The following is a 21,812-nucleotide window of genomic DNA, read 5'->3' as shown; positions in this document are numbered from 1 at the left end:
AAAGCCGGGGTTACGGCTTTTGGCGCGCCAGGGAAAATTAACAACGTTTAACTCGTGCTGCGTCTGGTCTACGCCCAAAACTCTCATCCTTCAACGTCCATCGGTCAGCCGCCGTACGCAACACCTGTTGGGGTTGGTATTGAAGTCAAGCAGGGATTTATTGTCATGAGGACACCGGAATGAGCAATGTGGTGGTGGTCTATCACAGTGGCTACGGGCACACCCGTGTCATGGCCCAAGCCGTGGCCCAGGGGGTGGAACGGCATCTGGGCAGCATCTGCCTGTTGATTCCGGTGGAGGAAGTGGACGACCACTGGGACCGCTTGCACAACGCCGACGCCATCATCTTCGGCGCCCCGACCTACATGGGCAGCGCCTCGGCACCCTTCAAAAGCTTCATGGAGGCCACTTCGGCGTTCTACCTGGCCCAGCCCTGGCGCGACAAACTGGCCGCCGGGTTCACCAACTCCGGCAGCCTGTGTGGCGACAAGCTCAACACCTTGCTGCAAATGGCCGTGTTCGCGGCCCAGCATTCAATGATCTGGGTTGGCCTCGACCTGCTGCCCGCGCGCTCCGGCACCGGCGTGTTCGATGGGCAGATGAATCGCCTGGGCAGCTCGCTCGGCGCCATGTCCCAATCCAATGTCGAACAACCCCCCGAACTGGCCCCGCCACCCGAAGACCGCTGCACCGCCGCGCACTTGGGCGAGCGCGTGGCGCGGCTGGCCGAACGCATGAACCACTCACCGGTTTTGTACACCCCCGACACTCGCAAAGGAGATAGCCCATGACAACGTTCACCACCCGCGACGGCACCGAGATTTATTACAAGGACTGGGGCACCGGACAGCCCGTTGTTTTCAGCCACGGCTGGCCGTTGAATGCCGACAGCTGGGAATCGCAGATGATTTTCCTGGCGTCCAAAGGCTACCGGGTCATCGCTCATGACCGCCGGGGGCACGGGCGCTCCAGCCAACCGTGGTCCGGTAATGACATGGACCATTACGCCGACGATCTGGCGCAACTGATTGAGTTGCTGGACCTCAAGGATGCGGTGTTGTTCGGCTTCTCCACCGGCGGCGGCGAAGTGGCGCGCTACATCGGTCGCCATGGCACGGGCCGGTTGGCCAAGGCCGGGCTGATCTCCGCGGTGCCGCCGCTGATGCTCAAGACCGAAGCCAACCCCGGCGGCCTGCCGATCGAAGTGTTCGATGGCATTCGCCAGGCGTCCCTGGCCGACCGTTCGCAGCTGTACATCGATCTCGCCAGTGGCCCGTTCTTCGGCTTCAACAAACCGGGCGCGAAACCGTCCCAGGGCATGATCGACTGGTTCTGGATGCAGGGCATGATGGCCGGCCACAAGAACGCCTATGACTGCATCAAGGCCTTCTCCGAAACCGACTTCACCGAAGACCTGAAGAAATTCGACATCCCGACCCTGGTAGTGCACGGCGACGCGGATCAGGTGGTGCCGTTCCAAGCCGCTGGCGTTGCTTCAGCAAAGTGGGTCAAAGGCTCTACGCTCAAGATCTACCCAGGCGCACCGCACGGCTTGACGGATACCCACAAGGATCAACTCAACGCTGATTTGCTGGCGTTCCTCAACGGCTAACACTCGCTGCTACAGGCGCCCCGGCCCCCTGTACCAGCTGTCGAGCCTCGCCGGGGCTCGACAGCTGCTACTCCGCGTTGGGCGTTATTGCGCGTGAAGTTGAGCGGTGTAGGCGGGTGGATGAGGGTGTGAGCGTACCGTGCGGCAGCGCCAGGCAAACGGATTGATGCCTTCGCTGCGGGTGAAGATGTGGCAGAAGTGCGCCTGATCGCAGAAGCCGCATTCGAGGCTGATTTGCGTGAGGCTCAAGTCGGTGTCGCGGATCAGCTGCTTGGCCCGCGCAATGCGTTGCAGACGTATCCAGTCCTGAGGCGAATAACCGGTGTTGCATTTGAACGCGCGGGAGAAATGACTGCGCGAGAGGGCGCACGCCCGCGCCAGTTCAGTGACCTCGACGGTTTCATCGAGACGCTCGAGGATCAGTTGTTTAGCCAGGCTTTCGCGCCATGGGCTCAGGCCGCCGGTGGTCTTCTTTGGCGATTCAGTGACTGCCGCGCGGGCGACGTTTTGCTGAGAATGGGCCATGACAAATGTCCGTGTCGGTGAGCTTCATTCTTCGTCGCGGGGAGTTGGCAGGCGAGTTAAACGTTGTTAATTCCGTCCTCGCGAAAATCCGGCCAAGGCGCTAACTCAGCACATTGCTGCAATTTCTTCAGACGCAGTACTTGCACTATTGACGTCATCCGGGTGCGTTAGGCGTGGCCGCTTTTTTTATCGATCAAGGGTGAAGGCATGAAACATTCTCTGGTTTGCACATTGGGGGTCGCGGTAGCGCTGGCATCCGGTACATGCTTGGCACAGGCACAGGCACAGGCACAGGCACCGGCGCAAGTCGGCACACAGGCGCCGGGCTACTTTCGCCTGGCCGTGGGCGGCTACGAAGTGACGGCGTTATTCGATGGTTACAACGACTTGTCGCCGAAGCTGCTCAAGGGCCTGACGCAAAGTCAGATCCGCGCATTGCTGGCCCGTCGCTCGATTGAAACGCCTGGCGTGCAAACCGCGTTCAACGCGTTTTTGGTCAACACCGGCAAGCAACTGATTCTGGTGGACACCGGCGCTGGCCAGTGCATCGGCGCAACGGCCGGCATGCTCTCGGACAACATGAAAGCCGCCGGGTACGAGCCGTCCCAAGTCGATGCGATTCTGTTGACCCACCTGCACCTGGACCACGTCTGCGGGCTGGTCGACGCCGAGCAAAAACCGGTGTTTGCCAATGCCACGGTCTACGCGGCAAAAGCCGAGGCTGATTACTGGCTCGATCCTCAAGCCATCGCCAAGGCCCCCGAAGGCGCCAAGCCTTATTTCAAAATCGCCCAGGATTCCACCGCGCCCTACGTTGCGCAGGGCCGCTTCAAGACGTTCGCGGCCGGTCAATCGCCCGTGCCAGGTGTGGTCGATGCCACGCTGGAGAGCGGACACACTCCCGGCAGCACGACGTACCGCTTCACCTCTGAAGGGCAGAGCATTCTGTTCATGGGGGATCTGGTGCATAACCTAGCGGTGCAATTCGAGCACCCTGACGTGTCGATCGCTTTTGACGTCAACAGCCAGCAAGCGATCAAGAGTCGGGCCAAGGTGTTCAGTGACGCTGCCTCCAGCAAGACCTGGGTGTCGGCGGCACACTTGCCGTTTCCGGGCATCGGTCATATCGCAACCGAGGGCAAGCACTTCCAATGGGTGCCGGTCGAATACGGGCCTTACAAACGTGCGGCCAAAGTACCGCTGATCGAGTAAAGTCCCAGCGTTTCGTGCCTGGCTCAACACACAAAAGGAACCGTGCCTATGAACCGTAACGATCTGCGCCGCGTCGACATGAACCTGTTGGTGATTTTCGAGGCGCTGATGTTCGAAAAGAACCTGACCCGCGTCGCGGAAAAACTGTTCATGGGCCAACCGGCGGTGAGTGCGGCGCTGGGGCGGTTGCGCGATTTGTTTGACGATCCGTTGTTGCTGCGCAACGGGCGCGGCATGGAACCGACCGCGCGGGCACTGGCGATTCTCAAGGAGCTGCAGCCGGCGATGGACACGATCTCGGGCGCCGTCAGCCGGGCCAAGGAGTTTGATCCGGCGACCAGTTGTGATGTGTTTCGTATCGGGCTGTCGGACGATGCCGAGTTCGGTTTGTTTCCGCCGTTGCTGCGGCAGCTGCAAGAAGAGGCACCTGGGATTGTGGTCGTGGTGCGCCGCGCCAATTACCTGCTGATGCCGGCGTTGCTGGCCTCCGGGGAAATCTCTGTGGGCGTCAGTTACACCACCGACCTGCCGGCGAACGCCAAGCGCAAAAAACTGCGCGATATTCCCTGCAAAGTGCTGCGCGGGGACAAGCGTCCGGGCACGCTGACGCTGGATGAATACTGCGAACGGCCCCACGCCATGGTGTCGTTCTCCGGCGACCTGAGCGGCAACATCGACCTCGACCTGGCCAAGCTTGGACGTAGCCGTCGCGTGGTGTTGGGCGTGCCGCAGTTCAGCGGCTTGCGCGCATTGCTCGCCGGCACCGAGATGATCGCCACCGTACCGGACTATGCCGCGTGCGCGCTGGTGGAAGGCTGTGGGTTGCGCGCTGAAGACCCACCGTTTGCCATCGATGCGGCGCAATTGTCGATAGCCTGGAGCGGGGTGCATGACAACGACCCGGCGGAGCGATGGTTGCGCTCGCGAATCAGTGAATTCATGTCGGGGCCTTTGCCCATTCCAGCCTGAACGTGGCAGCTTACGGGCGAGCAGATTCCCGCCTGCAGGAAACTGTGTGGGTATGATGGCCGGTTTCAAGGCAGAGCCACTCGTCTGAAAAAACTGTCTACCTGTCAGTTCTGACAGTGGCGACTATTCCCGATCCAGTGTGAGATAGGCCCGTACCCCAAGGGCAAGGTCGATCCCGCACTGAGAGCGAATGATGAATAATCTGACTGACGTAACCACCCATGACTTGCCCCCTCCACGTATCAAGGAAAACCCGGTTTTCACGCTCCTGAGTCCGGTGGCGGTCAGGCATAACCTGACAGTCGTGGCGAACTACGACAGTCAGGCCACGGACAGGATCCGCGTCACATGGCAGGGGGCACCGGGCACGCCAGCCGAGGGTTCTTATACGTCGGGCTTCGTCGAGGTCGGGAATACTCGCCCTGCGGAGCTACGACTTCCCAATTCGCTGGTGACCTTCAACCTGGGCCGAACGGTAACGCTGACCTACACCGTCATCAGTGAAGACGACCCGGAGCCCAGAACCTCTGAGCCATTGATCTTGTATGTGCTGCCACTGGCACAAGGCGATATGCCCAGACCGTTCATCCCGCAGGCGGGCAACGCAGGTGAAGGCTTGGTCCTGAATGTGAAAGACCTGACCGAATTCACGCTGCGAATAAATGGATGGCCCCTGATTGCCTACAATCAAAACCATTGGCTTCGGCTCAGGGGAACCAACGCCAACGGCAGTGCTTTCGAGGCCGTGTACTGGCCTCGCACGGTTGTCGATCAGCAATTGATCCTTCACGGCTTCTATGCCAAAAACTTTGTTGCCGATCCGCTTAAACGGCTCATGGATCGCAGCACGTTGATTCTGGAGTTCATGGCGACGCTGGATGGAAGCGATGATGAGACCAAAGCGCTGATTTTTGCGCCGCGCAACTACATTGTAAGAACGGATGCACCGAAGACGCCGGTGATCCTGTCGGTGAAAGATCCATTCGGTCAGGACATCGCTGATGGAGGTGATACCGAGTACGGCAGCGTGACCCTGGAAGGTACCGCTACAGAGGGTGAAGAGGTGGAAATCTTTGCCGGCAACATTCCAAAAGGCACGGCCACGGCCGATTCCGGTCGCTGGAGGCATCAGGTGACTGGACTGCCCGACGGATTACACGAGTTGAAGGCCAAAGCCTTGTATGGCGACGGCGCGGTATCCAATTCGTGGAGGATAAACGTGAGGTTGCAAAGGCGGCAGTTGTCGATCAAGGAAGCGCCCGATCACGTCAATCTGGATCCCCTGGCGGCTTTGCAAAGACTGACCGCTGTGCTGGATTATGAAATGGCGCCTGACGATCTGATCACTGTGAACTGGGCAGCCGCGCCCGGCACGCTGCCTGCGGGCTCACACACGACAAACGCCGTTTTGGCCGGCAATACTCGACCCAGAGAAATACCGCTGCCTGTTTCATTGGTCGCGTTTAGCCTGGGTAAAAAAGTAGAGCTGAGGTTCACCTATACCCGCGGGACATCCGATCCGGTGACCTCTCAACCCGTTCCCCTTGACGTACTGTCGATCCCGGCCGTCGAGCTCATTGCTCCGGTGATTACCCAGGCGAACGGCACGACCGTACTGGACCTGAAAGACGTCACGTCCGGCGCGACCCTCAGTTTTGGTGGCTGGCCACATATCGCCCAAGGGCAGCGCATCTGGCTGGATCTGGAGGGTGAAAACGCCAGTGGTGGCAGCCACTATCTCCAGACCTGGGCGGGCTCGCGCAACTCGGTGCATCGTGCTTGGGTCACGAACAACGGCTTTAGCATCACCATTGCGTACAGCTATCTATCGCTATTGAGGGATGGCAGCCGGTTGGCCATTCGCTTCAGGGTAAATACGGATCAGATGGCAGATGACGCGACAGCGATGGTCTTCGACACGCGTGAATATACTGTTCGAGCCGTTCCCTGAACCGGGCCGGTTTATCGATACCTTGATCAATCCTGCCCGTCATGCAGGTCCCCTGTGGGCATGAGCCTGCGTCGCTTGGTAGATCTGTGCTCTTCCACAAAAAGAGCACACCCATCCAATTTTTTCCGTCCCCACACCGGCACTATCGAAAAACGTCCCGGCACATCGTTGCCGGTGGTTTTTCATTTGTGCAGGTAGCCCATGAACACGTCGCTACGGGATGAACGGGTCCAGGACTGGGGCCTGCTGTTTCTGCGGGGCAGCGCCAGTCTGTTCCTGCTGTGGGTGCACGGCTTGCCGAAGCTGCTTGACTACAGCGCTCAACTGCACGTCATCGAAGACCCTTTCCACCTTGGCGCCAACCTGACGCTGATGCTGGCGATTTTCGCCGAGGTGCTGTGCCCGTTGCTGATCATTGTCGGACTGCTGGTGCGTTTGGCGTGCCTGCCGATCTTGTGTGTGTTGCTGGTGGCGATGGTGGTGGTGCATCCGCAATGGAGCCTCGAGGAAGGGCAATTCGGCTGGTTGTTGTTGATCCTGTTCACCAGCATTTTCATCGCCGGGCCTGGTCGGCTGGCGCTCAATGTCCGATTCACCGGAGCGTTGCGTTATGCCTGAAGCCAGACCTTTTGAAGAAGTCGTGACCTTGATCATCAAGCACCGGGTCAAGGCGGGTTTTGAAGTGCCTTACGAAGCCTGGCTGCGCAACATTGTCAGCATCGCCGGGCAGCAGGAAGGGCACCTGGGCGTGGACGTGATGCGCGGCAAAAACGCCGGGCTCGACATGTACACCTGCGTGCTGCGCTTTTGCACCACCGAGGCGATGCAGCACTGGCTCGATTCGCCGCAACGCCTGGAACTGGTCCGCGAAGCGACGCCGATGCTCGCCGACGGCGACCAGACCGAGGTCAACCCGGTCAATGAATTCTGGTTCGCGCCCCAGGCCGACGCCGCGTCGCCACCGCCACCACGCTGGAAGCAGGCCGTGGTGACCTTGCTGGTGATTCTGCCGCACACCTTGCTGGTGCCGCTGATCTGGGGACCGCTGCTACAACTCAACGCCGTTCTCTCCAATTACGTCGTAGCGACGTTCCTGATCACGCTCACCATCGTGCTGTCGGTGGTGTACCTGTTCATGCCCATGGCGACCCGATTGTTCGCGCCCTGGTTATCTCCTTCCCCTCAGCCCAAGGAAACGCGATGAACGCCGATCTGATTCTGTTCAATGGCCAATTTCATACCGTTGACCGTGAAAACCCGCTCGCCAGTGCCGTGGCGATCAGCGACGGCCGTTTTGTCGCGGTCGGCACCGATGCCGAGGCCATGGCCCTGCGCGGTTCGGGCACGCAGGTCATCGATCTCAAGGGCCGCTGCGTCATCCCCGGCCTCAACGACTCGCACTTGCACCTGATCCGTGGCGGCCTCAATTACAACCTCGAACTGCGTTGGGAAGGGGTGCCGTCGCTGGCCGATGCCTTGCGCATGCTCAAGGATCAGGCCGACCGCACGCCAACGCCGCAATGGGTGCGCGTGGTTGGTGGCTGGAACGAATTCCAGTTCGCCGAAAAGCGCATGCCGACCCTCGAAGAACTGAACCAGGCGGCACCGGACACTCCGGTGTTCGTGCTGCATTTGTACGACCGCGCCTTGCTCAACCGTGCCGCGTTGCGCGTCGCCGGCTACACCCGCAATACGCCGAATCCACCGGGTGGCGAGATCGTGCGCGATAGCAACGGCGAGCCCACCGGCATGCTGGTCGCGCGGCCCAACGCGATGATTTTGTACTCGACGCTGGCCAAGGGGCCGAAGTTGCCGCTGGAGTACCAGGTCAACTCGACCCGCCAGTTCATGCGCGAACTCAATCGTCTCGGTCTCACCAGCGCGATCGATGCCGGTGGTGGTTTCCAGAATTACCCGGACGATTATCAGGTGATCGAGCAGTTGGCCAAGGACCGGCAATTGACCATCCGTATCGCCTACAACCTGTTCACCCAGAAGCCCAAGGAAGAACTCACCGACTTCAAAAACTGGACCAGCAGCGTGACCCTGCACCAGGGCGACGATTACCTTCGGCATAACGGCGCCGGGGAAATGCTGGTGTTCTCGGCGGCGGATTTCGAAGACTTCCTCGAACCGCGTCCGGACCTGCCGCAAACCATGGAAGACGAACTCGAGCCGGTAGTGCGCCACTTGGTGGAACAGCGTTGGCCATTCCGTTTGCACGCCACCTACAACGAATCGATCAGTCGCATGCTCGACGTGTTCGAGAAGGTCAACCGCGACATTCCGTTCAATGGTTTGCCGTGGTTTTTCGACCACGCTGAAACCATCACCCCGCAGAACATCGAGCGGGTGAGGGCGCTGGGCGGGGGTATCGCGATTCAGGACCGCATGGCGTTTCAGGGCGAATATTTTGTCGAGCGTTACGGTGCCAAAGCCGCCGAAGCGACGCCGCCGATCAAGCGCATGCTGGCCGAAGGCGTGCCAGTCGGTGCCGGCACCGATGCCACGCGAGTGTCCAGCTACAACCCCTGGACCTCGTTGTACTGGATGGTCAGCGGCCGGACAGTGGGAGGGCTTGAGCTGCATGCCGAAGGCCTGTCCCGGCAGACCGCGCTGGAATTGTTTACCCACGGCAGCGCCTGGTTCTCTTCCGAGCAGGGCAAGAAAGGCATGATCAAGGTCGGTCAATTGGCGGACGTGGCGGCATTGAGTGCGGACTATTTCAGCGTCGACGAAGAAGCGATCAAGTGGATCGAGTCGGTGTTGACCGTGGTCGGCGGCAAGGTGGTGTACGCCGCCGGTGACTTCGAAAAACTCGGGCCGGCCAGCGTACCGGTGCTGCCGGACTGGTCGCCGGTGGTCAAGGTCCCGGGCCACTGGCGTCCGACCTCGCCGATGCAGGCACAGGTTCACCATTGCAGCGGGCCGTGCGGCGTGCATGCCCACAGCCATGAAAAAGCGCGCTTGTCGAACGCGCCGGTCAGTGATTTTGCCGGTTTCTGGGGCGCCTTTGGCTGTTCGTGCTTCGCGTTCTGACGATCACAAAAAGCGCCGATGGACTGTGTCGGCGCCCGACGTAATACCCATCCACCGAGGAGTTTCACATGAGCAACGTTCCGTACAAACGCCTGAACAAGGATGATGCCGTTGTCTTGCTGGTCGACCACCAGACTGGTCTGATCTCGCTGGTTCAGGATTTCTCGCCCAACGAATTCAAGAACAACGTCCTGGCCCTCGCGGACCTGGCCAAGTTCTTCAAGCTGCCGACCATCCTCACCACCAGTTTCGAAAATGGCCCGAACGGCCCGATGGTGCCGGAGCTCAAGGAGCTGTTCCCGGACGCGCCGTACATCCCGCGTCCAGGCCAGATCAACGCCTGGGACAACGAAGACTTCGTCAAAGCCGTCAAAGCCACGGGTCGCAAGCAATTGATCATTGCCGGTGTGGTAACGGATGTTTGCGTGACCTTCCCGACGCTGTCGGCGCTGGCGGAAGGGTTTGAAGTGTTCGTGGTTACCGACGCCTCGGGGACCTTCAACGAAACCGTGCAACAAGCGGCATGGGCACGTATGGCGGCCGCGGGTGCGCAACTGGTGAACTGGTTCTCGGTGGCCTGCGAGCTGCAAGGTGACTGGCGCAACGACATGGAAGGCCTGGCGAATCTGCTGTCGCCGCGCATTCCGAACTATCGCAATTTGATGAACAGCTATTCGGTGCTGACGTCGAAGTAAGCCTCGCCGCACAAAAAATGCCCGCAATGAGCGGGCATTTTTTTGCCTATCGTGTTTGCAGCCAGCTCAGGAACCCCCCTTTCTTGATCGGCCCCGAGCTCCACGACAACAGATGACCCAGGACAAAGGACATGGGGCAACTCCGTTTTCAAAAGGGCAGACAGGAAATAGCCTGCACGAGGGCAGGCTCCTTCAAGGGGGCTCAGTTCAGATGAGTCTTGAGTTCCAGTGCAGCCTGGCGAACCGCCGCTTTGACTTCCGGAATCTGGCTCAGCGGGTTGAGCAGGCCGAAGTCGTGAATCATGCCGTTGTACCGCACGGCGGTGACCGGTACGCCGGCGGCGTCGAGGTGACGGGCATAGGCTTCACCTTCGTCACGCAACACGTCGAACTCAGCGGTTTGCACCAGGGCAGCGGGCAAGCCTTTGAGCTGTTCGGCGCTGGCTTGCAACGGCGAGGCATGGATCTGCGCACGCTCGGCACTGTCGCTGGTGTAGTTGTCCCAGAACCAATTCATCATCCCTTTGGTGAGGAAGTGGCCTTCGGCAAATTGCTGGTACGAACCGGTGTCGAACCGAGCGTTGGTCACTGGCCACATCAACAACTGGAAGCGCAGCGCCGGGGTTTTCTGTTCCTTGGCCATCAAGGCCACGACCGCCGCCATGTTGCCACCGACGCTGTTGCCCGCTACAGCCAGACGCTTGCCATCGACGCCGATCTCCTTGCCATGCTCGGCCACCCAGCGGGTAGCGGCGTAGGCCTGATTGATCGCAGTCGGGTAGTGCGCTTCCGGCGACGGTGTGTAGTCGACATACACCGCGACAGCGCCGGAGCCGACCACCAGGTCGTGGATCAAACGCTGGTGAGTCGGGTAATCGCCCAACACCCAACCGCCGCCGTGGAAGAACATGAACACCGGCAATTGCCCTTTGACCTTGGCCGGACGCACGATTTTCAGGTTGATGGTCTGGCCATCGACGCTGATTGCGCGGTCACTGACTTCAACACCCGACAGATCAACCTTCACCGAACTCTGCGCACCCGCCAGCACCGCTCGGGCATCTTTTGGGCTCAGTTGCTCAAGCGGCTTGCCACCACCGGCGGCGAGAGCTTCGAGGAAAGCTTGGGTGTTGTGTTCGACGCCAGGGCTGCCGGCTGCAAATGCGTTGCCGACGCAGAGGGCGAGGAGGGAAACGGTCAGGGTTTTTTTGAGGATGTTCATGGGCAAATCCTTTTTAAGTTTTTAGACGTTGAGTACCTGAGTTTTCAGGTTGCTGATGGCTGTGGTTCAGGCCCTGAGCAACACCGTGGACACAGATTAATAGGATGCCTGCAGGCGAAAAAGCAGCTATAAAGTGTTTAACTGTCAACCAGGGCGCGACAATGAACCCATTCGAAGACATGCGTATTTTTTGCCAGGTCATGGACTCGGGCAGCTTCACCGCGGCGGCTGATCAATTGGGGCTGTCCAAGCAGTTCGTCAGCCGGCGCTTGATGCAACTGGAAGAGCGCCTGGGCGTGCGCTTGCTCAATCGCTCGACCCGGCGGCTGGACGTCACGCCGCTGGGGCAGAGTTATTACGAGTCGGCCTTGCGCCTGCTCGGTGAAGTCGAGCAGGTGGAGCAGGGCATCGCCGGGCAGACCACCGAGCCACGGGGCACGATTCGCATCAGCGCACCTCTGTCGTTTGCGGTGGCGCATTTGGGCTGCCTGTTGCCGGTGTTCTTGCAGCGATATCGTGATGTCACCGTGGAAGTGGACCTGAGTGATCGCCCGGTGGACTTGCTCAGTGAGGGCTATGACCTGGCGTTGCGCATCGGCATTCTCGAAGACTCGACGCTGATCGCCCGACGCATCGCCTCGATCCAGCGTGTGTACTGCGCCAGCCCGACGTACCTGGCCGAACGTGGCACGCCGCTCAAACCCGAAGACCTGCACGGCCATGACTGCCTGCCGTATGGCCACAATCGTCAGGTGCAATGGCGTTTCGAAGGGCAGGGCAAACCGCTGACCGTCAATGTCACGGGCCGGATGCGGGTCAACAACGGGGAGTTGCTCAAGGACGCGGCGATTGCCGGGATGGGGATTACCTACTTGCCGACATTTATCGTCGGTGCAGCCTTGAAGGACGGCAGGCTGGTGCCGGTGCTGGACGCGTTTCGGCCTGAGCCACTGAAGTTGTCGGCCGTCTATCCGCAGCACCGCCAGAGCTCGCGCCCAGTACAGGCGTTGATCGAGTTTTTGCGCGAACGACTGGATCAATCTGAAGGTGGGCTCTAAGCCTCACACACAGTTCCCCCTGTAGGAGCGAGCCTTCTCGCGATGGCGGAGTGTCAGACGACAGCAATGTTGAATGACAGATGGCTATCGTCGGAACGCCGCCCGGAGCAGGCTCGCTCCCACAGTTGATGTGTGGATGACCAGGGCTTAGTGGTTATCAGGTCCTTTTGTCATCGCCGTTGACATGGACACCACGGTCATCGCCGACTTCGCCGTTGGCATGGACGCCACGGTCGTCGCCGACTTCGCCGTTGGCGTGTACGCCACGGTCGTCGCCCACTTCACCGGCGCGATGAACGCCATTTTGGTTGTGGGATACCTCACCCGAGCGATGAACGCCATTTTGGTTGTGGGATACCTCACCCGAGCGATGAACGCCATTTTGGTTGTGGGACACTTCACCGGAGCGATGAACGCCGTTTTGGTTGTGGGACACTTCACCGGAGCGATGAACACCATGGTCATCGCCGACTTCACCGTTGGCATGAACGCCATGATCGTCGCCAGGTTCGGCGTGCGTGCCACTGCGCCCGGAGTTGGAGGAGGCTGTGTTGCCGGCATTGCCCGGGCCATGGTCGCTGCCGCTGTGACTGCTGCCGCTATTACCGCCGCTGCCACTGTTGCCGCCACTGCCGCTTCCACCGTGACCGCCGCTGTTGCCGCCGCCGCCACCATTACCGCCGCCACCGCCGCCATTGCCTCCGCCGCCGCCACCATTACCGCCGCCACCGCCGCCATTGCCTCCGCCGCCGCCGCCATGACCTCCGCCACCGCCGCCACCACCCCCTCCGCCGCCACCACCATCCTTGGCCTGAGCAGTCGACATACTGGACAGACTGTCCGGTATCAATACGGTGGACGCCGACAAGACCGCGCCAATAGCTACTGCCAGTAAAAGCTTGTTGATGTGCATGTCGTTCTCCGTCTTATTCAGGGTTGGAACGTTGATGAACAATGCAACGTGCTGCTCGATTCAGTAGATGAACACCACAGCGTTCAGATTTATTCAGTTGAAGCGTCAACAAAAAACGCAACGTGGTGCTCGCCCCCATTCCAGAGCCTTAGTGAATGCTGGAGGCGAGCTCGAAAATCGGCATGTACATCAGGATCACGATGACCCCGATCAACAACCCGATAAACGTCATGAGCAGCGGTTCGAACAACCTGACAAACCATTCGAGCCAGCGACTGATTTCTTCGTCGTAGAAGTCGGCGCTGCGTTCCATCATTTGCCCGAGGTTGCCGGACTGTTCGCCGGCGCGCAGCAAGCGCAATGACACCGGGGTCACGAGGTGATTGAGCTCCAGCGCGGCCGACAGCGATTGGCCCTCGCGCACCCGTTCGCAGGCTTCGTCCAGGCGCGTGCGCGAAGCCACGGTGAGCAAACCACGCACCATGCCCATGGCGGTGACGAGGGGAATGCCGCCCTGCAGCAGAATCCCCAACGAACGGTAAAAGCGCGCCAGTTCATACATGAAGATGCGTTGATGGATCGCCGGGAGTTTTTCGATCAGGCGGTCCACGCCCCGACGAAAGGCCGGTTGGCGCTGGAGGAAGGCGAGGGCAACGATGATCGCCAGCAACCCGCCGAAGAATTCGCCCTGATGCGCGTGGAGGAACATGCCGCTGGTCATCAACACTTGCGACAGCCACGGCAGGTTCGACCCCAGGCCTTCAAACACCAGACTGAAACGCGGCACTACGTAACCCATCAAAAACAACACCACGCCACCGCCCACCACCAGCAACAGCATGGGATAGATCGACGCGCTGACGATTTTTTGCCGAACCTCGTCCATGCGCTGGCGATAGCTGACATAGCGGCCCAGGGCTTCGCCCACGGCGCCGGTCTTCTCGCTGGACTGCACCAGTGCCACATACAACGGCGGGAATATGGCCGACAACTGACCCAGTGCCTGGGAGAACGATTTGCCCTCGTACAGCAAGCGCACCAGCTCACTCAAGGTTTTGCGGGCCTGTGGCGCGCTTTCTTTTTCGGCCAGGCTTTCCAGTGCATCGATCAGCGGCAGGCCTGCATTGAGTAGGGTAGTCAGTTCCTGGCTGAACAACACCAGGTTGAAGGTCTCTCGGTGTTGCAGACGCAAGGCGCGCCAGTGCCGTTCGGCATGCAGGCTGACCACCCGCAACCCCTGGTCTTCGACGATGCGCCGAGCCTCGCTGTGACCGGGGGCCTCGACCGTCATCGAGACCACGCCGGCCTTGCCCACGGCTTTGAGATGAAAGCGCATGGTCTTCCCCCGTCATTGCCAACTGGTGACTTCGGCGTTTTCGCCTTCGCCACCGGGCTGCCCGTCCTTGCCCATGGACAGCAGATCGTACTCACCGTTTTCGCCGGGATAGCGGTAGGTGTAGTTACGGCCCCACGGGTCCTGCGGCAATTTTTTCTGCAAGTAAGGTCCGGTCCAGTGGGTTTCATCGCTCGGCGCGGTGACCAGCGCCTGCAAGCCCTGTTCGGTCGACGGGTAGTGCCCGACCTCCAGGCGATACAAATCCAGCGCCTTGCCCAGGCCTTCGATTTGCGCCTTGGCGACCTTGACTTCGGAACGGCCCAGTTGGGCGAAATACTTCGGCGCGACGATGCCGGCCAACAGCCCCAGCACCACCAGCACCACCAGCAGTTCGAGCAGGGTGAACCCGCGTTGCGTACGCGGGGCACAGCACAGACGTTGATTCATGATGACCTCACACAGTCGGCAGAAGGGTCGCGATAAAGGCTTATGCAATTGCCATGCAAAGCCCCTGGCAACCTTCTGAACCTCCCGTGCTACGGCCTTTCACGCTTACGGCACAGTGCTTGCGTATGGCTGATTAACGATCGGCCAGTGGGGCATTACCCCCAATTTTCGGGGCCGGCCAGGGGAGGTAGAACAATGAAAACACTCACCACTGGATTGCTCGGATGCCTGCTATTGACCAGCGTCGCACAGGCCGATGTCTTCGTTTCCGTGGACGCCAAGGGCAGCTACGTTTTGTCCAACGTTCACCGCCCCGGCCGCACCTATGAACGGGTCATTCACGAGCCCACCGCAGCGGTCGTCAGCCTCGACCAGCAACCGCAGATGATCGCCGCGCAACCCTACGCCGAGCTGGTCTCGGCGGCTGCCAAGGCCAATGAAGTTCCGGAGGCGCTGTTACACGCGGTCATTCGCGCCGAGTCCCGCTACAACGCCGACGCAACGTCCGCCAAAGGCGCTGGCGGGTTGATGCAGTTGATGCCCGACACCGCGCGGGAGATGGGGGTCAAGGATGTCTACGATCCGAAGGCCAACATCCAGGGCGGCGCCAAATACCTCAAGCGTCTGCTGACCCTGTTCGACAACGACATTGCCCTCGCGGTAGCGGCCTACAACGCCGGCCCGCAAGCGGTGCTCAGCCGTGGCGGGGCGATCCCGCCGTTCGCCGAAACCCAGCGCTACGTGCCGGATGTCCTGCGCCAATACCGGCGTTTGCAGGGCCTGGCCGTGGACGCGCCGTTGTAGTCGAAACCCCGTGCCGGCTTGCCCCAACAGTGGGGAATGATGGCCCCGGCAGAAAAGTGGGGAATTAGTGGGGAATATCCCCCGAGTTATCAAGTCGTCAAAGTAACTATATGAAAAATAAAGAAATTATTCTTGGCATGGGGATTGCTCCAACGCACTTGTCGAGAATTGTTCCTTGTGAGCACCCAATGCGAGGTCCGTGATCATGTCCGGCATACCCCACGCTCATTACCTGATTAATCTGCTGTTGTTTTTCGCGCCCTTGTTTGGCATCGAGATGGCCGAGGCGGCCGCCCGTTGCGAACGCAATCTGGTGGCGAACGTCGTGGCACTGGATCAGCCGCTGATGTTCAACCGCCTCGGCGCACAGAACGCCAACGGCATGATGTTCGCCCTGCGCCGCGACGTGGTCGACGACCACAACATGCCCCTCGCCCAGGGGGGCGCGGCAGTGCCGGGCAAAGTCTCGTTGCGTCCCGACAAGCGTCCGCGTCCCTTGGTGCTGCGTGTAGCCGCCGGTGATTGCCTGACGATCAATCTGCAGAATTTGCTGGCGTATCAGGCCAACCCCGGCAAGCACGAAGAGACCGGAGTCGAGGGCGCAGAAGGGGGGGCAACCGGTAATGCCGATCAGTTCAAGGTCGATGAGCAAGTCACTGACCGCCATGTCGGCTTCCAGGTCAACGGCCTGCAAGCGGTCAACAGCATTGACGACATCGCGTCCTTCACCGGACGCAATGCCAACACGCTGATTCCGCCCGGTGCCACGCGGTCCTACACCCTGTACGCCGAGCGTGAGGGGGCGTTTGCCGCCAGCAGCCGTGGCGCCACATTTGGGGGTGAAGGTGATGCGGGCAACGTCGCCAACGGCCTGTTCGGTGAAGTGGTGGTGGTGCCCAAAGGTGGCCGTACCTATCGCAACACCTTGACCGAAGAAGAGATGCGCCTGGCCAGCACCGGCCGCACCCCGGCCGGCCAGCCGATTGTCGATTACCAGGCGCGCTACCCGCAGCGCGAACCGTGGATCCGTGAAGGCAAGGCCGGCACGCCGATCATCAGCATGGTCGATGGCAGTGAAATCATCTCCAGCGAGAGCGATGCGATCGTGATGGGCAGCAACGCCGATGGCAGCTTCCCGCCCGCGACGTATCCGCTGGAAGCGATCGGCAAACGCAACCCGGCGCTGCCTAACCGGCTGGAACCGTTCCGCGATTTCGCCTCGCAGTTCCAGGATGAAGTGGCTGCGACCCAGGCATTCCCGGCGTACTGGGCGGACCCGGTGATGGCCCACGTGCTGGAGCCGACCCGCGATGGATTCATGATCAACTACGGCTCCGGTGGCATGGGCGCAGAGGTGGTGGCCAACCGACTGGGCGTGGGGCCGATGCACGATTGCCTGTCCTGCGCCTATGAAGAATTCTTCCTCAGTTCCCACACCGTGGGGGACGTGGCGATGCTGGTGGACGTACCGGCCAACGTCGGCCTGGAAAACATTCTTCCGGGTGAAACGCCACGCGCCGATCAGGTCGGGGTCAAGGCGACCATGGCGCTGTATCCGTCCGAGCCGTCCAACGTCAACCACAGCTACATCGGCGACTTCGTCAAATTCCGCAACACCCACAACGGTCACGAGCAGCACATCTTCCACCTGCACGGCCATCAGTGGCTGTTCAACCCCAACGACGATAACTCCGACTATGTCGACGCCCAAGGCATTGGTCCGGGCGCCGGCTACACCTATGAAATCGCCAACGGTGGTTCGGGCAACCGCAACCGCGTGGCCGGCGATGCGATTTATCACTGCCACTTCTATCCGCACTTTGCCCAAGGCATGTGGAGCATGTGGCGGGTGCACGATGTGTTCGAGGAAGGCACCAGACTCGAAGTCTCCCAACAGGGCAACGACGGTTATCACAGCGAACCTTACGCGTTGCGCAGCGGTAAACCGGCGGCGGGCGCACGGGCCTTGCCGGATGGCGAGATCATTGCCGGCACGCCGATTCCTGCGGTCGTGCCGCTACCGGGCAAAGCCATGGCGCCGATGCCGGGCAAAGTCGCGGTCGTACCGAAGATCAGCGAAACCCTGGTGGCCAGTCAGGGCGATGACGAGGAGGGCGACGACGGCGAACATCACGGTGGTAGCGGTGGTGCTCAAGCCATCGGTTCCCTGGCCTTGGTGGATCGCAGTGAAGCCAACCGCAATGCCGACGGCAGCCTGAAAAACCCGGGCTATCCGTTCTGGATCGGCGGCATGGAAAGTTCGGTCGGCCAACGCCCGCCAACCCCGCCGCTGGACATGCTCGACGCCGCCAAGGCGCAATCCCTGAAAACCAGCGGCAATGCCTTGTGGGCCAACCTCGATCCGGCGCAGTCCGGTGGTTGGGACGGTGGTCTGGGGCGGCATTCACTGGACGGGTTCTCTTCGGGTGGTCAGGCGCACACCGTCACCACGTCGCTGGATTTCTCCAAGGAAGTGACCCGCGCCAAACCGATTTATATGCCCGAAGAGGGCACTGAAGTGGAACAGGCGGCCATGGCGTTCCACGCCCAAAAGGACCACCCGAGCTTCGCCGTGCTGCCAGGCAATCAAGTGGTGGCGCGCAACTTCCGCACCAACGGCGCGTTGCCGATGGCGGGTGCGCCGTACTACGAACCGTGCATGGATGATCGGCAAAAACGCCTGACCGCCAGCGCCGGCACCGGCGAGTTCAACAGCGGCGAACGGGTCGACGGGCTGTCGTTTACCGGTTCCTCGACCTTCACCGCCGACCGTCCGCGCATCTATAAGGCCGCGAACATCCAGTTCGACGCGGTGTACAACAAGGTCGGCTACCACTTCCCGCAAGCGCGCATCCTGGCGCTGTGGGAAGACGCCTGGCCGGTGATCACCAAACAGCGTCCGCCAGAACCGCTGGTGATGCGCATGAACACCTTCGACTGTGTGCAGTACCAGCAAACCAACCTCGTGCCGGCGATCTACGAGATGGATGACTATCAGGTGCGTACGCCGACTGACGTGATCGGCCAGCACATCCACCTGCCGAAATGGGACTTGACCGCTGCTGACGGTTCGGCCAACGGCTGGAACTATGAAGACGGCGTGCTTTCCCCCGGCGCGGTGCAAGAACGCATCCACGCAATCCGTCTGTTCAACCAATGCGAGGGCACCGACCCGCGTGACGGCACACCGACTTGCCCGGTAGCCAAGCAGCATCCGTTCTTTGGTCAATATGGCCGGGCTGATTGGGTGGGCGCGCGTACGGCGATGCAGCGCTGGTTCGTCGATCCGGTGGTCAACAGCAAAGGCGTCGACCGTGGCCTGGGGACCATTTTCACCCACGACCACCTGGGCCCATCGACGCACCAACAGATCGGGCTGTACGCCACCGTATTGGCAGAACCGGCCGGTTCCACCTGGTTCCACGCCGAAACCGGCGAGCCGTTGTACAGCGGTGCGCGGCAGGACGGCGGGCCGACCTCGTGGCAAGCGGTGATTTCTACCGGTGACCTGGACGGCGACGGCAAGAACGACAGCTTCCGTGAGTTCTTCCTCGAATACAGCGACTTCCAGCACGCCTATGAAGCCGGTGTGTACGTGGGCGCCGGGCCGAATGGCGTGCCGGATGCGCAATCCTTCCCGGCCACCGCCGACAGCTTCCGCTACGCGATCAACCCGCCGGTGCGCAAGGAAGCCGAGACCCTGCTTGAGCAGGTGGTTGAAGCCCGCGGCGGGCTGTCGCCTGGCTGCCCAAGCCGGCCGTGCCCGCAAGCCATCTCGGTGGATGACCCCGGCATGTTCGTGGTCAATTACCGCAACGAACCGCTGGCCCTGCGGGTGTACGACCCGAACAAGGTCGGCCCGGACGGCAAGCGCGGCATGCAGGCCGACGGCCTCGGTGGCGACCTGGCGTACGCCATGCAAAGCCGCACCGACCGGGCGATCCCGGCGATGAACCTGGCGCCCAACCTGGTCACTGCCGCCACCGGCCCCACCGGCGGCACTACGCTGTTCCCGCCGCACATCAACAAGGGCGGCGCGGAACCGGGTGACCCGTTCACGCCGATGCTGCGCACCTACACCGGTGACAACGTGCGGCTGCGGGTGCATGCCGGCGGTCATGAAGAAGAGCACAACGTGACCCTGCACGGCGTGAAGTGGCTGCAAAGCGGTTCCGGTTTCGGCAACAGCTCCAACTCCGGCTGGCGCTCGTCGCAGATGATCGGGATCTCCGAGCAGATGGGCTTCATTGCACCGGTCTCGATGTTGTCCAGTTCGGCGGCGACCACCGGGGACTATCTGTACTCGATGGACGCCTCCCTGGAAGGTTACTGGAGCGGAATCTGGGGTGTGATGCGCAACTACACCGCGCAACGCAACGACCTGTTCGCGCTGCCGAACAACCCGAAACCGGCGGGCATGCGCAACACCGTGGCCTTCGATGGCGCCTGCCCGCGGTATGGAGCCAACCCGAACGGCATCGGCACCCGGCCCACCGTGCAACGCAACTATGAAGTGGTCGCGGCGCTGGCCAACGACATCCTTGGCAATCCGCTGAACCTGTCCATGGCGGACCCGGCGGGCCTCGGCCAGCATGTTGGCGGGCCGTTGAATCCGGCGGGCGGTACGCTGGTGTACAACTCCCGAGCGGTGAGCATTCCACAGGTCACGGTAAACGATCCCCAGGATGGGACGACCTTCACCATCGGCGGGCAAAGCGGCCCGCTGCATGACCCGACCGCGATTCTGTACGTGCGCAAATCCGACCTCGACCCGATCACCGGCAAGCTGAAACCCGGTGTGCCTGTCGAACCGCTGGTGCTGCGCGCGGCGGCCGGTGACTGCATCAACATCACGCTGGAAAACCGTTTGCCGAGCGTGATGCCGGACCTGGTCCAGACCGCTTCCGTGATGGGCATGGTCAAGCGTGACCGCAACGGTAGCGAAGGTTCGACCACCTTCAGCAACAACCTGATGCGCCCGTCCAGCACGGTGGGCTTGCACGCTCAACTGCTGGCGTACGACATCACCAAATCCGACGGCACCAACGTCGGCACCAACCCGATCCAGACCGTACCGCCACGTGTTGGCAACACCGGTGCATACCCGACGCGTACTTATCAGTACTACGCCGGACACCTGGAGCGTGAAGGCAAGCCGATCACGCAACTGGGCCGCAGCGTCGACAACATCAACGCTACGGCGGTGGAATTCGGCGGGCTGAATTTCACGCCGGCGGACGTGATCAAGCAGCCACAAAAAGGCCTCGGTGGCGCGATGAGCATCCTGCCGATCGGTGCGACCTGGGTTGAGGACGCGCGCAAGGTCAATGCGACGGTCACTGCGCCAGGGCAAACCATCTACCGCGACTTCGCGATGGTCTGGCAGAAGGCGCTCAACATGCGTTGGGCCAATGGCCGGCCGGTGGAAGGCATTGCCTCGGAAGCGGGTGTGCCGACCGATCCGCAGGACAACTCGAGCATGGCGATCAACTATAAAACCGAACCGATGTGGTACCGCTTCGGCCTGCCGCCGGACGCGCCGTTCGGTCACGCCGATGGCAACGGTTACGGCGACGTGCCCAACGCGCACATGGCCTACAGCAACGCGCTGGTGGGGGGCGATCCGCAGACACCGGTGCTGTATGCCAAGCCGGGGCAACCGTTCCGCACCCACATCCTGATGCCTACCGGTGGCAGCCGTGGTTCGACGTTCCAGCTGGACGGTCACGTCTGGTCGGTCAACCCGTTCCAGTCGGAGAAGAGCGACACCGGCGGTTACCCGATGATGACGCCGGGCGTGGGGTCGGTGCGGTTCGGCTACAACCCGATGTCGATGTACATCGGCGCCCACGAAAGCATCCTGCCGGCGGCGCACTTCAGCTTCATGCACCCGAGCGCCGGGGGCAGCAATGCGATACCGGGCGACTACCTGTTCCGTGACTACGCCGGCTACGGCAATACCGCCGGGCTGTGGGGGTTGCTGCGGGTGACCAACGAACCCGAACCGGCACCGGCGCCGTAGACCGAGG

The 21,812-nt window shown here is 61.3% G+C and carries 17 protein-coding genes; 12 read left to right on the top strand and 5 right to left on the bottom strand.

All coding sequences use genetic code 11. The features are described from left to right. Positions 1-179: 179 nt before the first annotated feature. Positions 180-791: a flavodoxin family protein gene (locus J2X66_RS01240; RefSeq protein ID WP_310259875.1), complete on the top strand. Its 612-nt coding sequence runs from the start codon at positions 180-182 to the stop codon at positions 789-791. Then, positions 788-1,612: an alpha/beta hydrolase gene (locus tag J2X66_RS01235; RefSeq protein WP_310259872.1), complete on the top strand. Its 825-nt coding sequence runs from the start codon at positions 788-790 to the stop codon at positions 1,610-1,612. Before J2X66_RS01240 ends, J2X66_RS01235 begins: the two co-directional genes overlap by 4 nt. Before the next feature lie 84 nt (positions 1,613-1,696). On the opposite strand, the gene J2X66_RS01230 is transcribed toward J2X66_RS01235, so the two are convergent. Beyond that, positions 1,697-2,137 carry a helix-turn-helix transcriptional regulator gene (locus J2X66_RS01230; RefSeq protein WP_310259870.1) on the bottom strand — a complete coding sequence of 147 codons (441 nt, stop codon included), beginning with the start codon at positions 2,135-2,137 and terminating at the stop codon, positions 1,697-1,699. A 207-nt stretch (positions 2,138-2,344) separates the two neighbouring features. Between J2X66_RS01230 and J2X66_RS01225 the strand changes: the two genes are divergently transcribed. From J2X66_RS01225 to ycaC, 7 genes are all read left to right on the top strand, one after another. Next, on the top strand, positions 2,345-3,349 hold the full coding sequence (locus J2X66_RS01225) for an MBL fold metallo-hydrolase (protein ID WP_310259867.1): 1,005 nt from the start codon (positions 2,345-2,347) through the stop codon (positions 3,347-3,349). A gap of 48 nt (positions 3,350-3,397) precedes the next feature. Then, on the top strand, positions 3,398-4,318 hold the full coding sequence (locus J2X66_RS01220) for a LysR substrate-binding domain-containing protein (protein ID WP_310259864.1): 921 nt from the start codon (positions 3,398-3,400) through the stop codon (positions 4,316-4,318). 193 nt (positions 4,319-4,511) lie between these two features. Continuing rightward, positions 4,512-6,269, top strand: a complete 1,758-nt coding sequence (locus tag J2X66_RS01215) for a hypothetical protein (RefSeq protein ID WP_310259860.1) — start codon at positions 4,512-4,514, stop codon at positions 6,267-6,269. 201 nt (positions 6,270-6,470) lie between these two features. After that, the gene (locus tag J2X66_RS01210) at positions 6,471-6,887 is read left to right on the top strand and encodes a DoxX family protein (RefSeq protein WP_027921409.1); all 417 of its coding nucleotides are present in this window, start codon (positions 6,471-6,473) and stop codon (positions 6,885-6,887) included. Next, positions 6,880-7,473 carry an antibiotic biosynthesis monooxygenase gene (locus tag J2X66_RS01205; protein ID WP_310259856.1) on the top strand — a complete coding sequence of 198 codons (594 nt, stop codon included), beginning with the start codon at positions 6,880-6,882 and terminating at the stop codon, positions 7,471-7,473. Before J2X66_RS01210 ends, J2X66_RS01205 begins: the two co-directional genes overlap by 8 nt. Further along, positions 7,470-9,308: an amidohydrolase gene (locus J2X66_RS01200; RefSeq protein WP_310259853.1), complete on the top strand. Its 1,839-nt coding sequence runs from the start codon at positions 7,470-7,472 to the stop codon at positions 9,306-9,308. The genes J2X66_RS01205 and J2X66_RS01200 overlap by 4 nt, the downstream gene beginning before the upstream one ends. A gap of 68 nt (positions 9,309-9,376) precedes the next feature. Continuing rightward, positions 9,377-10,003, top strand: coding sequence for an isochorismate family cysteine hydrolase YcaC (gene ycaC, locus J2X66_RS01195; protein ID WP_123434523.1), 627 nt, complete (start codon positions 9,377-9,379; stop codon positions 10,001-10,003). A 202-nt stretch (positions 10,004-10,205) separates the two neighbouring features. On the opposite strand, the gene J2X66_RS01190 is transcribed toward ycaC, so the two are convergent. Next, the gene (locus tag J2X66_RS01190; RefSeq protein ID WP_310259846.1) at positions 10,206-11,225 is read right to left on the bottom strand and encodes an alpha/beta hydrolase; all 1,020 of its coding nucleotides are present in this window, start codon (positions 11,223-11,225) and stop codon (positions 10,206-10,208) included. A gap of 161 nt (positions 11,226-11,386) precedes the next feature. Between J2X66_RS01190 and J2X66_RS01185 the strand changes: the two genes are divergently transcribed. Further along, complete coding sequence (locus tag J2X66_RS01185; protein ID WP_310259843.1) at positions 11,387-12,283, top strand: LysR family transcriptional regulator; 897 nt, start codon at positions 11,387-11,389, stop codon at positions 12,281-12,283. A gap of 157 nt (positions 12,284-12,440) precedes the next feature. Here the strand turns inward: J2X66_RS01185 and J2X66_RS01180 are convergent, their stop codons facing one another. The 3 genes from J2X66_RS01180 to gspG form a co-directional block, all read right to left on the bottom strand. Continuing rightward, positions 12,441-13,196, bottom strand: coding sequence for a hypothetical protein (locus J2X66_RS01180; protein WP_310259840.1), 756 nt, complete (start codon positions 13,194-13,196; stop codon positions 12,441-12,443). Between the two features lie 148 nt (positions 13,197-13,344). After that, positions 13,345-14,532 carry a type II secretion system F family protein gene (locus tag J2X66_RS01175; RefSeq protein WP_310259837.1) on the bottom strand — a complete coding sequence of 396 codons (1,188 nt, stop codon included), beginning with the start codon at positions 14,530-14,532 and terminating at the stop codon, positions 13,345-13,347. 12 nt (positions 14,533-14,544) lie between these two features. After that, a complete protein-coding gene (gene gspG / locus J2X66_RS01170) occupies positions 14,545-14,979 on the bottom strand; it encodes a type II secretion system major pseudopilin GspG (RefSeq protein ID WP_059181132.1) in 435 nt (144 codons plus the stop codon). A gap of 195 nt (positions 14,980-15,174) precedes the next feature. Here gspG and J2X66_RS01165 point away from each other — a divergent pair, with 195 nt between their 5' ends. Together J2X66_RS01165 and mnxG are read left to right on the top strand one after the other, a co-directional pair. Then, positions 15,175-15,783 carry a lytic transglycosylase domain-containing protein gene (locus J2X66_RS01165; protein WP_027921401.1) on the top strand — a complete coding sequence of 203 codons (609 nt, stop codon included), beginning with the start codon at positions 15,175-15,177 and terminating at the stop codon, positions 15,781-15,783. 205 nt (positions 15,784-15,988) lie between these two features. Further along, the gene (gene mnxG, locus J2X66_RS01160) at positions 15,989-21,805 is read left to right on the top strand and encodes a manganese-oxidizing multicopper oxidase MnxG (RefSeq protein WP_310259829.1); all 5,817 of its coding nucleotides are present in this window, start codon (positions 15,989-15,991) and stop codon (positions 21,803-21,805) included. The last annotated feature ends 7 nt before the right edge of the window (positions 21,806-21,812 follow it).

The organism is Pseudomonas sp. 3296, from assembly GCF_031456615.1.
GTDB lineage: Bacteria > Pseudomonadota > Gammaproteobacteria > Pseudomonadales > Pseudomonadaceae > Aquipseudomonas > Aquipseudomonas mucoides.
Note: the sequence above shows the minus strand (reverse complement) of the source record. Positions and strands in the feature narration are given on the sequence as shown.

Excerpts from the sequence above, each read along its gene's own strand:
- J2X66_RS01215 (WP_310259860.1), top strand. The coding sequence starts at position 4,512 with ATGAATAATCTGACTGACGTAACCACCCATGACTTGCCCCCTCCACGT.
- ycaC (WP_123434523.1), top strand. The coding sequence starts at position 9,377 with ATGAGCAACGTTCCGTACAAACGCCTGAACAAGGATGATGCCGTTGTC.
- J2X66_RS01240 (WP_310259875.1), top strand. The coding sequence starts at position 180 with ATGAGCAATGTGGTGGTGGTCTATCACAGTGGCTACGGGCACACCCGT.
- J2X66_RS01185 (WP_310259843.1), top strand. The coding sequence starts at position 11,387 with ATGAACCCATTCGAAGACATGCGTATTTTTTGCCAGGTCATGGACTCG.
- J2X66_RS01180 (WP_310259840.1), bottom strand. The coding sequence starts at position 13,196 with ATGCACATCAACAAGCTTTTACTGGCAGTAGCTATTGGCGCGGTCTTG.
- J2X66_RS01200 (WP_310259853.1), top strand. The coding sequence starts at position 7,470 with ATGAACGCCGATCTGATTCTGTTCAATGGCCAATTTCATACCGTTGAC.
- J2X66_RS01220 (WP_310259864.1), top strand. The coding sequence starts at position 3,398 with ATGAACCGTAACGATCTGCGCCGCGTCGACATGAACCTGTTGGTGATT.
- gspG (WP_059181132.1), bottom strand. The coding sequence starts at position 14,979 with ATGAATCAACGTCTGTGCTGTGCCCCGCGTACGCAACGCGGGTTCACC.
- J2X66_RS01205 (WP_310259856.1), top strand. The coding sequence starts at position 6,880 with ATGCCTGAAGCCAGACCTTTTGAAGAAGTCGTGACCTTGATCATCAAG.
- J2X66_RS01165 (WP_027921401.1), top strand. The coding sequence starts at position 15,175 with ATGAAAACACTCACCACTGGATTGCTCGGATGCCTGCTATTGACCAGC.
- J2X66_RS01230 (WP_310259870.1), bottom strand. The coding sequence starts at position 2,137 with ATGGCCCATTCTCAGCAAAACGTCGCCCGCGCGGCAGTCACTGAATCG.
- J2X66_RS01190 (WP_310259846.1), bottom strand. The coding sequence starts at position 11,225 with ATGAACATCCTCAAAAAAACCCTGACCGTTTCCCTCCTCGCCCTCTGC.
- J2X66_RS01175 (WP_310259837.1), bottom strand. The coding sequence starts at position 14,532 with ATGCGCTTTCATCTCAAAGCCGTGGGCAAGGCCGGCGTGGTCTCGATG.
- J2X66_RS01235 (WP_310259872.1), top strand. The coding sequence starts at position 788 with ATGACAACGTTCACCACCCGCGACGGCACCGAGATTTATTACAAGGAC.
- J2X66_RS01210 (WP_027921409.1), top strand. The coding sequence starts at position 6,471 with ATGAACACGTCGCTACGGGATGAACGGGTCCAGGACTGGGGCCTGCTG.
- J2X66_RS01225 (WP_310259867.1), top strand. The coding sequence starts at position 2,345 with ATGAAACATTCTCTGGTTTGCACATTGGGGGTCGCGGTAGCGCTGGCA.
- mnxG (WP_310259829.1), top strand. The coding sequence starts at position 15,989 with ATGTCCGGCATACCCCACGCTCATTACCTGATTAATCTGCTGTTGTTT.